The sequence below is a fragment of the Amycolatopsis sp. NPDC114504 genome, from assembly GCF_055633595.1.
In genome coordinates this window covers 1,119,818-1,133,061 of sequence record NZ_JBVKDU010000002.1, presented here as the reverse complement: position 1 = coordinate 1,133,061, position 13,244 = coordinate 1,119,818, and the positions used below count along the sequence as shown (strand labels likewise).

Genomic DNA, 13,244 nt, shown 5'->3' with positions numbered 1-13,244 from the left:
GCTCTACCTGCGGGGAAAGGCTTTCAAGACGCGACGACCGGCGCCCGCGTCAGCACGACCGCGAAGCCGAACGCCAGTCCCATGACGGTCAGCTCGAGCGTCGCCCACCCGGCGAGGGCCGTGCGGTTGTGCCGGACGATCTGCGGCATCAGCCGCCAGCGGGTGTACGCCCCGAGCAGCGCGATGACGCCGGTGCACAGGAACTTCAGGACGAAGAGCTGCCCGTACGGCGTCGTGAAGATCGCCGCCCAGAAGCCGATGGTCGGGTTGAGCGAGATCTCGACCAGGCCGTTGAACAGCCCGGTCGCCGCGGAGAGGATCAGGCAGAGCGTCGCGAGCTTCGAGAACCGGGGCATCGCGTGCGCGAGCAGCGTCCGGTTCGCGACGAGGAGCACGGTCATCGCGCCGAGGCCGCCGGTCCAGGCGACGGCGCTCATGACGTGCAGCTCCATCGAGATCATCGTGTAGTCGTGGTAGTTCCAGTTCGACGCGTGCCCGGTGACCGGCAGCGGCAGCAGCGCGAACAGGCCGAGCCCGACGCGGACCTCGGCGGGCACCTTCTCGCCGAAGCGCAGGGCCAGCGCGCCGATCCCGGCGTGGCCGAGCGCGAGCACGGCGACGATGACGAGCGCCTTCCCCGCGCCGACGTTGGCGATGTAGCCGCCGATGTCCCCCGCGGAGAGCGTCGAGGAGCCGGGCTTGTACTCCGCGGTCTGCAGGATCAGCGCGACGACGGCGGTCGTGGCCCAGACGAGCGCAGCCGCGACCCCGGCCGGGCGGGCCAGCCGCATGATCGGCTCGGTCAGCTTCGGCCGGTCGTAGCCGACGAGCACCGACAGCAGCGCCAGGCCGATGGTCGTGACCGCGGCGAGGTCGAGCAGGACCCGCACGACCGGGATGCCGGCCGAGACCACCGCGCTGGGCTGCACCACGCCGGGGACCGGGGTGGTGGCCATCAGCGCGACGCCGATCAGGGCGCCGAGCAGACCCGCCGTCACGACGCACAGCAGCGTCGAATAGCGGGGTTTCTTGGTGGTCTCGGCCTGGGTCATCGCTGCTACTTCTTCTCTTCCACGGGCCGGCCCGATCGCAGGGCCACGGTCAGCCCGATCGCCAGCAGCACGACCGCGCCGGCGATCCAGACCCAGATCGGCACCCCGGTCGAGCCGGACTGCGGAGCCGCGGACGACGAGCTGCCCGGCGACTTCGCCGCGTCGACGGTCGCCGGCGTGCCGGTGCCCGCCGCGGTCAGGGTGAAGCTGAGCTCACCGGTCACCGGGTGGCCGTCGGCGGACAGCACGCGGTAGCCGACGGTGTACTTCCCGGCCGGGCCGAGCGGCCGCAGGGGCGCGCTGATGACGTTGTTCACCACGCTGATCGGTCCTTCGGCCCACTGGCCGCCGCCGGGTCCGGTCACCGCGATCTGGTTGACGTCCGCGCCCTGCACGTACTGGTCGAACGTCAGGCTGACCTTCTGCGGGCCGGCGGCGACGGACGAGCCGTTCGCCGGGTCCGAAGAGATCAGCACGTTGTGCGCCAGCGCCGGGGTGGGGGTGTCGAGCGCGGGCACCCCCGTCAACGCCAGCGCGACGAGCGCCTTCCGCATTTAGCTGTTGCCTCCCGGCTTCGCCGTGGCCTTGCGGGCCCGGATGGTGGCGCCGGCTCCGACGCCGAGGCCGACGGCGCCGAGGAGCAGGCCCGCTCCGCCGAGCCAGCGGGCCGTGCTGTCGGAAGCCGCCGCGGCTTCGGTGTGCTCGCCGGTGGTCGACGCCGTGTTGGCGTCCATCCCGGCGTGCTCGTCGCCTTCCGCGGCCTTCGCGGCCAGCTTGACGACCGGCGCCGGGTGCTCCGGCTCCTCTCCGCCCGCCGGCGTCGGCTGGTTCCAGTCGACGACCTTGCCGTCGCTGTAGGTCTGGTGCGCCGGGAACTCCACCTGGTCGACGTTCGTCGGCAGCGGGCCGAAGCTGACCGAGAACTCCTGGTAGTCGGTGGCCTTCAGCTCGTTGCCCGGCTGCGCGGTCCACGTCACTGCGGTGACGGCTTCGGTGATCTGCGTGCCGTTGTCCTTGGTGATGGGGGTCGGCAGCTTCGACTTCGTCACCTCGGCGGTCCAGCCGGGCAGCGGCTTGGTCCGCACCGAGCCGATGCCGTAGTCGGCCTTGAAGTCGACGGCGACCTTGGTGGTCGTGGTCGTCGGCTCCTCGCTCGGCACGCGGAACACGATCGCGGCGTAGCCACCCTTCGTCGGCTGCGGGCCGTAGACATTGGCGGTGACGTGCGCGGAGGCGATGCCCGCACCGAGGAGACCGGCGGCACCGACGGTGGCGGCGAGGAAACCGGCGCGCTTGAAGACGTGCTGGGACATGGGTTCACTCCTGATGAACTCAAGAAAGGGACGGCTCGGTTCGGGGACCGGGCCGGTGTGGGGGATGAGCTGGGCTTCAGGAGTGGACGGGCGGGCCGCGCCGCCCGCGGATCCGGCGCAGGTCGACGCCGACCAGGTGACCCGGCGCGGCCACGCGCACCGGGACGAGCGCGGGAGCCGCCGGCACCGGCAGTGCGGCGAGCAACCGCGGCAGGATCGCGCGCAGCACGGCGAGCACCGCGAGGAGCATCGCGTCCGCGCGGGCGAGCAGGAGCGCGGCCAGCAAGGTCGCGACGGCGTGCGCGGTCACCATGCCGAGGCCGGTGCCGAGCCCGCCGCCGCCGGACATGGCGTCCATGTCGTGGTGGTCGGCGAGCGTGTTGAGCAGCAGGTGCATCACGAGCTGGGCGGCACCGAGCAGGGAGATCGTGGCGACCGTCCCGCGCGCCTTGCGGGCCAGCGCGGTCGCGGTCCAGCCGAAGAGACCGGCGAGCAGCACGGTCATCGCCGGGTCGGGCAGGCCGCCGTCGGCCATCCGGTGCGCGGTCACGGAAAGCGCCGAGGCGCACACGGCGAGCGACACACCCCGGGTAGCACCCAGCACGGCAGGACGCCGTGCCGGAACGCTCATGAGGAGCAGCCTAAGGGACCCGCTCCGGCGTGAGCGTGTGATCCCGGGAAGTGAGCACACACCGAGTTCACGGACCGCGCCACGCCGTGGTTCAGGTCATTTCTTGCCGATCACGCCCGGAAAGGCCAAGGTTGGCGGAACCGGTAGGCCGAAACGGGGGTTTGGTCCGGCGTCGCGCTGGGTACTGAGCCGTCGGTCAGGAACTAGCCCGATCGGGTGAAGGCCTGCGCAAAGGCGGGAGAGCGGACACGGATGAACCTCTTCGACTACATCTCCGACCGGGCGAGCAAGCTCTGGCTGGAGGCTTACCTGCACACCAGCATGGTGGTGCAGTGCACGATCCTCGCGGCGGTCCTCGGCGTGCTGATCGGGGTGGCGGTCTACCGCAGCCCGATCGGTTCGGCGGTGGCCACGGCGCTGGCGAGCACGATCCTGACGGTCCCGTCGTTCGCCCTCCTGGGCCTGCTGATCCCGATCTCGGGGCTCGGTCCGACGACGGCCGTGATCGCGCTGGTGCTCTACGGCCTCCTCCCGATCGTCCGGAACACCATCGTCGGGCTCGACGGCGTCGACCCGGCGATCACCGACGCCGCGCGCGGCATCGGGATGAGCCGCTTCGGCGTGCTCACCCGGGTCGAGCTGCGGCTGGCCTGGCCGGCGATCCTCACCGGCATGCGGGTGGCCACCCAGATGCTGATGGGCATCGCCGTGATCGCCGCCTACGCGAAGGGTCCCGGCTTCGGTGCCGAGGTCTTCTCCGGGCTGACGAACGCGGGGAGCACGAACTCCCTGAACCAAGCCGTCACCGGGACGGTCGGGGTCGTCATCCTCGCCCTGCTCCTCGACGGCATCTACGTCCTGATCAAGCGCTTCACCATTTCTAGGGGTGTCCGTGGCTGAGAACGAGGAAGTCTCCGGCGTCGAGATCGAGCTGGAGCACGTGACCAAGCGGTACCCCGGCACCCGCGAAGCGGCGGTGGACGACTTCTCCATGGTCGTGCCCGCCGGCAAGATCGTGGTCTTCGTCGGCCCGTCCGGCTGTGGCAAGACCACGACGATGCGGATGATCAACCGGCTGGTTCAGCCGACCTCCGGCAAGATCACCATCGGTGGCGAGGACGCGCTCGGCCTCGACGTCGACACCCTGCGCCGCCGGATCGGCTACGCGATCCAGCAGGCCGGCCTGTTCCCGCACTTCACCGTCGCGCAGAACATCGGCGTCGTGCCGGGCCTGCTCGGCTGGGACAAGAAGAAGGTCAACGACCGGGTCGAGGAGATGATGGACCTGGTCGGGCTGGACGCGGGCGACTTCCGCGACCGCTTCCCGCGCCAGCTCTCCGGCGGCCAGCAGCAGCGCGTCGGCGTCGCCAGGGCGCTCGCGGCGGACCCGCCGGTGCTGCTGATGGACGAGCCGTTCGGCGCGGTCGACCCGATCACCCGCGGCAACCTGCAGGACGAGCTCCTGCGGCTGCAGAGCGAGCTGAAGAAGACGATCGTGTTCGTCACGCACGACTTCGACGAGGCCGTGAAGCTCGGCGACAAGATCGCCGTGCTCGGCAACCAGTCGTCGATCATGCAGTACGACACGCCCGAGGCGATCCTGGCCAACCCGGCCAACGACACGGTCGCCGGCTTCGTCGGCGCGGGTGCCTCGCTGAAGCAGCTGACGCTGCTGCGGGTCCGCGACGTCGAGCTGGCGCAGGACGCGCTGACCGCGTCGGTCGACGACGACCCGGCCGAGGTCCGCAAGAAGCTCGAAGACCAGCGCAAGCACTTCGCGCTGGTCCTGGACGCGCGCCGCCGCCCGACGCGCTGGGTGCACCTGCGCGACCTGAGCGCGGGGGCGTCGCTGGCCACCGCGGGCAAACCGCTGCGGGACGTCGTCAGCCTGCAGTCGACGCTGCAGGACGCGCTCGAGGCGATGCTCGCCGAGGGTGGCTCGGTGCCGGTGACCGGCGCGCGCGGCGAGTACGCGGGCACCATCCAGCTGGACACCGTGATCGCGACCATCCAGCAGCTGCGCGAGGACCACACGAACGGTGAGGAGGTGTCCGCATGACGGCTGCCGTCGATACCGGTTTCAGTACCGAGTCCGGCTCCAAGCGCGCGGAACGCCTCCGGCTGTTCGCGCAGCCCGTCGTGGTGCTGGTGATCGTCGCCGTCACGCTGATCTGGGTCTTCTCCAGCGGGTTGAACGCGACCGAGAAGGAGACGCTCAACGCGTCTTCGCTGTTCACGGCGCTGTGGGACCACGTGCTGATGACGCTCGTGGTGACCGCGATCGTCGTGCTGGTCGCCGTCCCGCTCGGGGTGATCGTGACACGGCCGTGGGCGCGCTTCCTGGCGCCGATCTTCTTGGCGATCGCGAACATCGGCCAGGCCGCGCCGGCGCTCGGCGTCCTGGTCCTCTGGTTCATCGTCACCGGCTCGGTCGGCGGGCTGTGGGTGGCGGCGCTGCCGCTGGCCTTCTACTCGCTGCTGCCGGTGCTGCGGAACACGATGGTCGGCATCCAGCAGGTCGACGAGTCGCTGATCGACGCCGGCCGCGGCATCGGGATGTCGGCGACCGCGGTGCTGTGGCGGGTCGAGCTGCCGCTGGCCGTCCCGCTGATCCTGGCCGGTCTGCGCACCTCGCTCGTCCTGGCGGTGGGCACGGCGACGTTCGGCATGTTCGTCAACGCCGGCGGGTTCGGGCTGCTGATCGACACGGGCTACAAGCTGAACCTGACCTCGGTGCTGGTGACCGGCTCGGTGCTGGCCGTCGCGCTGGCGCTGCTGGTGGACTGGCTGGGCGCGGTCGCCGAACAGTTCTTCGGACCGAAGGGGCTGCGATGAAACTCCGGCGCATTACGGCAGTCCTCGGCGCGGCCGTGCTGGGCGCGACGCTCTCCGCGTGCGGGCTGACGGTCAACCAGGCGGTGCCGTACGACATCCAGCCGGGCTCGATCCAGCCGATCCCGTCGCTGCAGGGCCTGAAGGTGACGGTGGGGTCCAAGGACTTCACCGAGAACATCATCCTGGCGTACCTGTCCGAGATGGCGCTGTCCGCGGCGGGCGCGGACGTCGTCGACCTGTCGGACATCAAGGGGTCCAACTCGTCGCGGCAGGCGCTGCTGTCCGGGCAGACCGACGTCACCTGGGAGTACACCGGCACCGGCTGGATCAACTACCAGGGCAACGAGCTCCCGGTGCCCGGTGGCGAGAAGGCCCAGTACGAGGCGACGGCCAAGGCCGACGAAGAGAAGTTCGGCGTCAGCTGGCTGAACTACTCGCCGCTCAACGACCAGTACGCGTTCGCCGTCACCGAGGAGTACGGCGCGAAGAACAACCTGAAGACGACGTCCGACCTCGCGGCGTTCCTCAAGCAGAAGCCGGACCAGAACGTGTTCTGCCTGGAGACGGAGTTCACCAGCCGCCAGGACGGGTTCCCGGCGGCGGTGAAGGCCTACGGCTTCCAGAGCCCGAAGATCGAGAACTTCGGTATCGGCACGATCTACTCGGCGGTCGCGAGCGGCACGTGCCCGGTCGGCGAGGTGTTCACCACCGACGGCCGGATCTCCGGGCTCAACCTGCGGGTGCTCGAGGACGACAAGAAGGCGTTCCCGCAGTACAACGCGGTCCCGACGCTGCGCACGGAGTTCCTCAAGGCACACCCGGACATCCGCGGCCCGCTGGAGAAGATCGGCGCGGCGCTCGACAACGAGCAGATGGTCCAGCTGTGCAAGCAGGTCGACGTCGACGGCCAGGACCCGGGCAAGGTGGCCCACGCCTGGATGGTCTCGAAGGGCTTCGTGAAGTAGCCCGGTCCGCCTTACGAGCGCGCGTTCACTTCACCTTGCTTCGCAGCAACGTGAACGCGCGCTCGTCGCGGTCCGGGGAAGCCGGGTCGGAATCGGTGGTGCAGCCGACCGTGACGAAGTCCAGCACCTCCCAGCCCGCGCGTTCCAGCAGCCGGCGCAGGCCGGCCTCGGAGAAGATCCAGAAGTTCGTGGCGTCGTTGTTGGTCTCTTCCGGGCTGACCAGGTAGGCGACCGGCGCGTCCGCGATCCGGGTGCCGGTGGTCGTGACCTGCGCGATCCGCGTCGAGAGGAAGCAGAGCTCGGCGCGCCGGGCCAGCTGTTCCAGCACGTAGAACGGGTTCTTCAGGTGGTAGAGCAGCCCGAGGAAGAACACGGCGCCGTAGTGCTCGCGCGGCAGGGTGAACTGGCTGTCCAGGTCGATCTCGTGGACGGCCGCGGTCGACCCCAGGTGCTCGGTCAGCAGCCGCGCGCCGCGCAGCCTGTTGAAGTTGGTGGGCGCGTTGTCGATGATGTCGACCGCGCAGCCGAGCCGCTGGTCCAGGTAGAACCCGAAGTCCCCGTCCGCCGCGCCGATGTCGGCCACCGGCGTGCCCGCGATCTCGGCGAAGATCTCCCGCCGCGGCCCCGACAGCAACGCGTCCAGGTGGAAGACGTTCGCCATGGTGTCGTAGGGGTACCAGGCGAAGTCCGGCGCCAGCTTCTCCTTCCGGAGCAGCAGCTCCTCGCGGAAGCGCAGGGCGTCGTCCTTGACCGCGCCGAAGTCGTGCGCGAGTTCCATGGTCCTGCTCCTGCACTGTGGTGATCCGCCGGATGAAGTGTGCCGCCAAGGCCCCCTGGCCCGGACGGCAGACTACTCCCGGCCCACCCGATCGGGTCAGATGCCCAGCCGGTGCAGCAGGTTGCCTTCCAGCCGCTCCAGCTCGCCGGCCACCGCGCGGTGCACGGCCTTGCGCCGCGCCGCCGGCATCCGCTCCGCCGCCCGCACCGACGCCGACAGCTGCTCCAGCGTGCCGAGCGAGTCGGTCGCGAACGTCTTGTCCGCCGCCGACGCCTTGTCCGACTTCTCCAGGTCCCGGCAGCCGTCGGCCACCCCCGCGATCCGGGCGTGCAGCGCCGCGCCGCGACCGGTGTACGAACCCAGCTGGTCGACCGCGACGCCGAGCTTGCGCGCCTGGTAGCGGTCGTACAGCTCCCGGGCACTGCCCGCCGCGCGCACCGCGAACGGCGCGACGACCGGGATCACGACGGGGCCGAGCACCTTCGCCACCGCGACCGCGTTCTTCGCCTTCTTGGGGGTGAACCTGGCATCACCCTCGACCTTGGCCTTGCGCGCCATGGCACCTCCAACGACGTGTCGAGGTCGAACTTACTGGTCGCCCGGGTGGCGGGCATGTCGGCTCGGCGGTGGGAATCTAGAGTGATCTCCATGAAGGGCGAGGTGGTACTCGACGCGGGAGCGGTCAGCCGCTGCCGCCGGCGTGTGCACCTCGAGCACGACCCCGCGATGCGCGAGGTACCGCTTTCCCCGCCGGACCCGACGGCGCAGCAGCGGATCGACGACGCGACCGCCCACCGCGAGGACATCGTCAGCAGGTTGATGGCCGCCAACCCCGGCCACTGGGTGAAGATCGCCCGCGACCTCCCGGCGCACGAGCGCGTCGAGCGGACTGAGCAGGCGTTCGCCGAGAAAGCGCCCTACATCTGGGGCGCGCTGCTGCCGGTCGACCCGGCCGGGCACCGGCGCGGCGGCATCGACCTGCTCGTGCGCACCGGCCGCGGCTACGTGCCGGTGCTCGTCGTGCGCCACCGCATCACCGACCGCGGCACCGGCGCCGTCGTCACCGCGCCGACCGACCTCGACCCGGCCCACCGCGCCGCCGACGAGACCCGCAAGGTCCGCTCGCAGCCGCGCGACCAGCTCCGGCTCGTGCACATCCGCCGCATGCTGCAGACGCTCGGGCAGGCCGACGAGAGCCTCGTCCTCGGCGGCGTCATCGGCCTCGACGCCGACGTCGTCGTCTGGCACGACCTCACCGCGGGCACCTGGCCGGGCGGGCGCAGCGCGCTCACCGAGTACCAGGCCCGCTTCGCCGACCGGCTCGCGATCGCCAGCGCGGCCGCGAACGGCGAGGAGGCGCTGGCCGAGCCGTCGCGCGTGCTGGAGTGCCGCCGCTGCCCGTGGTGGCCGACGTGCGAGGTGGTGCTCACCGAGACCCGCGACGTCAGCCTGGTGGTCCGCGGCGAGGACGCGGTGGAGCTGCGCCGCGCCGGCGTGTCCACTGTGGACAAGCTGGCCGCGCTCGACCCGGCGGGCGAGGCACCCGACGTCAACTGGACCGGCGTGACGTTCCCGGACGCCGTCGTGCTCGCCCGCGCCTGGCTGGCCGACCTGACGCTGGTGCGCCGCGTCGACCGCGTCGAGGTGCCGCGCGCCGACGTCGAGGTCGACGTCGACATGGAGAGCTTCGGCGACGCCGGCGCGTACCTGTGGGGCTGCCTGCTGACCGGCGCCGACATCGGGCTGGAGCCCGGCTACCGCGCCTTCGCGACGTGGGACCCGCTGCCGACCGACGACGAAGCCCGCTCCTTCGCCGAGTTCTGGGCCTGGTTCACCGACGTCCGCGAGCGCACCGAAGCGGCCGGCCTGACGTTCCGCGCCTACTGCTACAACGCGCTCGCCGAGAACCGCTGGCTCTTCGGCTCGGTCGAGCGCTTCGGCGACCACCTCGGCATCCCCACGAAGAAGGAAATCCAGTCCTTTGTGGATTCCGACGAGTGGGTCGACCTCTTCCGCAGCGTCACCGACCAGTTCCTGTGCTCCCAGGGCAAGGGCCTGAAGGTGATCGCCCCGGTGGCCGGGTTCTCCTGGCGCGACCCGGAGGCGGGCGGCGAGGCATCGATGCGCTGGTACCGCGACGCGGTCGGCATGGACGGCGAGAACCCCGACGCCGGCCAGCGCGAGCGCCTGCTGCGCTACAACGAGGACGACGTCCTGGCGACGCACGCGCTGCGGGAGTGGATCAGCGAGCGGGCGCAGGCCGAAGTCCCGTACATGTTCGATCTCTGAGTAGCTCGCCGACTAAGACACTTGCCGACCGAGAAGCTTGTCGGTACTGTCTGTCTTGCCGAACTCGAGCGGCGCGGCCAGGACGCCGGCATGCCGATCAAGCGCGGTTCGCTACAGGTCGTCGCAAACCTCGAAATCCGCCGCTTCGGGGGGCTGCGGCGGGCGGCCCGAGCGGACCGTCTACCGGATCACCCCGGCCGGGCGGGCGGAGTTCGAGGACCACGTCGAGGCGCGGCGGGCGGCCCTGGAACAGCTACGGCCCTTGATGCCGCGGCTGTTCCTGGTGGAGGTCGAGTACGACATCGCGATGACGGAAGCCGAGGGGCGCTGGGTGCGCGGCTTCCTCGAAGAACTGACCACGGGCGCGCTACCGGGCATCGATGCCTGGCGCCACTTTCACGAAACCGGCGAATTCCCGGACGACCTGGGGGAGTTCGTGGAGAGGTAGGAACCGATGGAAACCACCCGCAAGCACAGAGTTCCCGAGATGGAGGGCTTCCAGGCCCGCTGGTACGCCAAGAACCGCGGCACCGAGCCGCAGCTCGCGCAGTACCGGAAGCAGGCCGCCGAGGTCACGTCCGGGCTGAAGGACGGTGCCGACGTTCTGGAGGTCGCGCCCGGGCCGGGCTTCTTCGCCATCGAGCTGGCGAAGCGCGGCTTCCGCGTCACCGGGCTCGACATCAGCCACACGATGGTCGAAATCGCCCGGGAGAACAGCGCCGGTCTGGACGTCGACTTCCGGCAAGGCGACATCACGCACGCGCCGTTCGCCGATGAGTCGTTCGACTTCCTGGTCTGCCAGGCCGCGTTCAAGAACTTCCGGCAGCCGGTGGCTGCGCTGAACGAAATGCACCGGGTGCTGCGCCCGGGTGGGTTCGCGGTGATCCACGACCTGAACCACGAGGCCACCGGTGCGGACATCGGCCGCGAGGTGGCCGGGATGAACGTCGGCGCCGTCGCCGGGTTCACCGTGCGGCAGACGCTGGGGTGGCTGCGGCGCCGCGCGTTCACGCGGGAACAGTTCGAGGCGCTGGCCGCGGAGAGCGCTTTCGGTGGCTGCTCGGTCACCACCGATGGCATCGGCCTGGAGGTCCGCCTCTCCCGCTGACGGCCGGGGCGGCACTTCCGGGGAGAAGCGCCGCCCTCGGCGTCAGCGCGGGGCCATCCGGAGCGAGCCGTCCATGCGGACGACCTCGCCGTTCAGGTAGTCGTGGTCGATGAGCGACAGCGCGAGCTGCGCGTACTCGTCCGGGCGCGCGAGGCGCTTCGGGAACGGGATGCCGGCGGCGAGCGTCGCGCGGAACTCGTCGCTGACCGTGGCGAGCATCGGGGTGTCGACGATGCCCGGCGCGATGGTCAGCACGCGGATGCCGTGCGAGGCCAGGTCACGCGCCGCGGGCAGCGTCATGCCGACGACCCCGCCCTTGGACGACGAGTAGGCGACCTGCCCGATCTGGCCGTCGAAAGCGGCGATCGACGCCGTGTTGATGATGACGCCGCGGGCGTTGTCCTCGAGCGGCTCGGTCTTCGCGATCGCCTCGGACGCGACCGTCAGCACGTTGAACGTGCCGATCAGGTTGATCTGGATGACCTTCGCGTACAGCGCGAGGTCGTGGCGGCCCTTCTTGGACAGGATCCGCGCGGACGGCCCGATGCCGGCGCAGTTCACCACCGTCCGCAGCGGCACACCCGAGCCCGCCGCGGTCGCGACGGCGGCCTCGACCTGCTCGACGTCGGTCACGTCGGCCTCGACGTAGGTGATCCCGTCGATCTGCTCGGCCTTCTCGATGGACGGCGCCAGGTCGAGCGCGAACACCCGCGCGCCTTTGGCCGCGAGGGCCTTCGCCGTCGCTCCGCCGAGGCCGGACGCGCCCCCGGTGACGAGCGCCGCGGTGTCGGTGATCTGCATCTGCCGTTCCCTTCGCTGTGGTTCGCCGCCCCAGGTTAACGCTCGTTCGCACGGGCGATTCGTGTCTTCGCTCACCGCTATCGGGTACGACCGGTTCCGTTAGCGTCGTGGTCAACTCCGGCTGTCACCTTCAGCACCATGACGCCAGCTCGGATCGTGGTGGTAGGTACCGGTTACGTCGGCTTGACCACGGGGGCTTGCCTGGCCAGCCTCGGGCATTCCGTCACCTGCGTGGACGTCGACCGCGCGAAGGTCTCCCGGCTGAGCGCCGGCCGGGTGGACATCCTCGAACCGGGGCTGACCGACCTGGTCGCCCGCGGGCTCTCGACCGGCCGCCTCCAGTTCGTCGTCGGCGCGCGTGACGCGGTCCGCGACGCGGAAGCGGTGTTCCTCTGCGTGCCGACGCCGATGGGCGCGGGCGGCTCCGCGGACCTGCGCGCGGTCGAGGCGGTGGCCGCCGAGATCGGCGACGTCCTGCCCGCCGGCTGCGCGCTGGTCACCAAGTCGACCGTGCCGGTCGGCACGTCGAAGCGGATCGAGGAGATGCTCGGCCGCGCGGACGTGCCCGTGGTGTCGAACCCCGAGTTCCTCCGCGAGGGCACCGCGGTCGCGGACTTCCTGGGCCCGGACCGGATCGTCGTCGGCTCGGACGACTTCGCCGCCGCGCAGTGGGTCGGCGACCTCTACGCCGAGCTGGACGCGCCGGTCGTCGTCGCCGACGCGGCGAGCGCGGAGCTCGTGAAGTACGCCGCGAACTGCTACCTCGCGCTCAAGCTCTCGTACGTCAACTCCATCGCCGAGCTCTGCGAACGACTCGGCGCGGACATCGACCTGGTCACCGCGGGCATGGGCTACGACCGGCGGATCGGGCGGACGTTCCTCAAGCCCGGCCCCGGCTGGGGCGGCTCGTGCCTGCCGAAGGACACGAGTGCGCTGGTCAAGGTGGCCGAGTCGGTCAACTACGACTTCAAGATGCTGACCTCGGCCATCGACGAGAACATCGCCCAGCGCGACCGGATCGTCGCGAAGATCGCAGGCGCGGTCGGCGGCACCCTGGCCGGGGCGCGGATCGGCGTGCTGGGCCTGGCGTTCAAGGCGGGCACCAACGACCTGCGGGACTCGCCCGCGCTCGCCGTGTCGTCGGTGCTGTGCGCGCTGGGCGCGGAGCTGACCGCCTACGACCCGGCCGTCGACGGCGGGATCGACGGGATGACCGTGGTCGACGACGCCTACCAGGTCGCGAAGGACGCGGACGCCGTCGTCGTGCTGACCGAGTGGGCCGAGTTCAAGCACCTCGACTGGGCGGCGATGGCCGAGCTCATGGACGGCATCGACGTCGTCGACACGCGCAACCTGCTCGACCCGCGGGTGATCGTCGACGCGGGGCTGTCCTGGCAGGGCGTCGGGCGGCCGCGGGCGGCGGCGCGAATCAAGGTTTCTTGACGCGTCGATCTTGGCTAGGCTGGCCGCAC

At 70.7% G+C, this 13,244-nt stretch carries 15 protein-coding genes; 8 read left to right on the top strand and 7 right to left on the bottom strand.

The annotated features are described in order from the left end of the window. Window positions 1-23: 23 nt before the first annotated feature. From ACZ7PG_RS17300 to ACZ7PG_RS17285, 4 genes are all read right to left on the bottom strand, one after another. On the bottom strand, window positions 24-1,052 hold the full coding sequence (locus ACZ7PG_RS17300; protein ID WP_470240032.1) for a copper resistance D family protein: 1,029 nt from the start codon (window positions 1,050-1,052) through the stop codon (window positions 24-26). Window positions 1,053-1,057: 5 nt separating this feature from the next. Then, the gene (locus ACZ7PG_RS17295) at window positions 1,058-1,606 is read right to left on the bottom strand and encodes a copper resistance CopC family protein (protein ID WP_470240031.1); all 549 of its coding nucleotides are present in this window, start codon (window positions 1,604-1,606) and stop codon (window positions 1,058-1,060) included. Next, window positions 1,607-2,365 (bottom strand): YcnI family copper-binding membrane protein, encoded by a 759-nt coding sequence (locus tag ACZ7PG_RS17290; protein ID WP_470240030.1) that lies wholly within the window; start codon window positions 2,363-2,365, stop codon window positions 1,607-1,609. A 76-nt stretch (window positions 2,366-2,441) separates the two neighbouring features. Beyond that, on the bottom strand, window positions 2,442-2,996 hold the full coding sequence (locus ACZ7PG_RS17285) for a DUF5455 family protein (RefSeq protein ID WP_470240029.1): 555 nt from the start codon (window positions 2,994-2,996) through the stop codon (window positions 2,442-2,444). Between the two features lie 252 nt (window positions 2,997-3,248). On the opposite strand from ACZ7PG_RS17285, the gene ACZ7PG_RS17280 reads away from it, so the two are divergent. Genes ACZ7PG_RS17280 through ACZ7PG_RS17265 form a run of 4 tightly spaced genes read left to right on the top strand, consistent with a single transcriptional unit; the run spans window position 3,249 to window position 6,796 of the window. Then, window positions 3,249-3,896, top strand: a complete 648-nt coding sequence (locus tag ACZ7PG_RS17280; protein WP_284743350.1) for an ABC transporter permease — start codon at window positions 3,249-3,251, stop codon at window positions 3,894-3,896. Continuing rightward, window positions 3,889-5,055: an ABC transporter ATP-binding protein gene (locus ACZ7PG_RS17275; RefSeq protein ID WP_470240028.1), complete on the top strand. Its 1,167-nt coding sequence runs from the start codon at window positions 3,889-3,891 to the stop codon at window positions 5,053-5,055. The genes ACZ7PG_RS17280 and ACZ7PG_RS17275 overlap by 8 nt, the downstream gene beginning before the upstream one ends. Then, on the top strand, window positions 5,052-5,831 hold the full coding sequence (locus ACZ7PG_RS17270; protein ID WP_470240027.1) for an ABC transporter permease: 780 nt from the start codon (window positions 5,052-5,054) through the stop codon (window positions 5,829-5,831). Before ACZ7PG_RS17275 ends, ACZ7PG_RS17270 begins: the two co-directional genes overlap by 4 nt. Next, the gene (locus ACZ7PG_RS17265; protein WP_470240026.1) at window positions 5,828-6,796 is read left to right on the top strand and encodes a glycine betaine ABC transporter substrate-binding protein; all 969 of its coding nucleotides are present in this window, start codon (window positions 5,828-5,830) and stop codon (window positions 6,794-6,796) included. The genes ACZ7PG_RS17270 and ACZ7PG_RS17265 overlap by 4 nt, the downstream gene beginning before the upstream one ends. 25 nt (window positions 6,797-6,821) lie before the next feature. Here the strand turns inward: ACZ7PG_RS17265 and ACZ7PG_RS17260 are convergent, their stop codons facing one another. Together ACZ7PG_RS17260 and ACZ7PG_RS17255 are read right to left on the bottom strand one after the other, a co-directional pair. Then, window positions 6,822-7,574 carry a class I SAM-dependent methyltransferase gene (locus tag ACZ7PG_RS17260; RefSeq protein WP_470240025.1) on the bottom strand — a complete coding sequence of 251 codons (753 nt, stop codon included), beginning with the start codon at window positions 7,572-7,574 and terminating at the stop codon, window positions 6,822-6,824. Between the two features lie 96 nt (window positions 7,575-7,670). After that, window positions 7,671-8,132 (bottom strand): DUF6474 family protein, encoded by a 462-nt coding sequence (locus ACZ7PG_RS17255; RefSeq protein WP_470240024.1) that lies wholly within the window; start codon window positions 8,130-8,132, stop codon window positions 7,671-7,673. A gap of 90 nt (window positions 8,133-8,222) precedes the next feature. On the opposite strand from ACZ7PG_RS17255, the gene ACZ7PG_RS17250 reads away from it, so the two are divergent. Genes ACZ7PG_RS17250 through ACZ7PG_RS17240 form a run of 3 tightly spaced genes read left to right on the top strand, consistent with a single transcriptional unit; the run spans window position 8,223 to window position 10,971 of the window. Further along, window positions 8,223-9,863, top strand: a complete 1,641-nt coding sequence (locus ACZ7PG_RS17250; RefSeq protein WP_470240023.1) for a TM0106 family RecB-like putative nuclease — start codon at window positions 8,223-8,225, stop codon at window positions 9,861-9,863. A gap of 55 nt (window positions 9,864-9,918) precedes the next feature. Continuing rightward, complete coding sequence (locus tag ACZ7PG_RS17245; protein WP_470240022.1) at window positions 9,919-10,311, top strand: hypothetical protein; 393 nt, start codon at window positions 9,919-9,921, stop codon at window positions 10,309-10,311. 6 nt (window positions 10,312-10,317) lie between these two features. Continuing rightward, window positions 10,318-10,971 (top strand): class I SAM-dependent methyltransferase, encoded by a 654-nt coding sequence (locus ACZ7PG_RS17240; protein WP_470240021.1) that lies wholly within the window; start codon window positions 10,318-10,320, stop codon window positions 10,969-10,971. A 42-nt stretch (window positions 10,972-11,013) separates the two neighbouring features. On the opposite strand, the gene ACZ7PG_RS17235 is transcribed toward ACZ7PG_RS17240, so the two are convergent. Beyond that, on the bottom strand, window positions 11,014-11,772 hold the full coding sequence (locus ACZ7PG_RS17235) for an SDR family NAD(P)-dependent oxidoreductase (RefSeq protein WP_470240020.1): 759 nt from the start codon (window positions 11,770-11,772) through the stop codon (window positions 11,014-11,016). A 138-nt stretch (window positions 11,773-11,910) separates the two neighbouring features. Between ACZ7PG_RS17235 and ACZ7PG_RS17230 the strand changes: the two genes are divergently transcribed. Beyond that, on the top strand, window positions 11,911-13,215 hold the full coding sequence (locus ACZ7PG_RS17230; protein WP_470240019.1) for a UDP-glucose dehydrogenase family protein: 1,305 nt from the start codon (window positions 11,911-11,913) through the stop codon (window positions 13,213-13,215). Window positions 13,216-13,244: the final 29 nt, after the last annotated feature.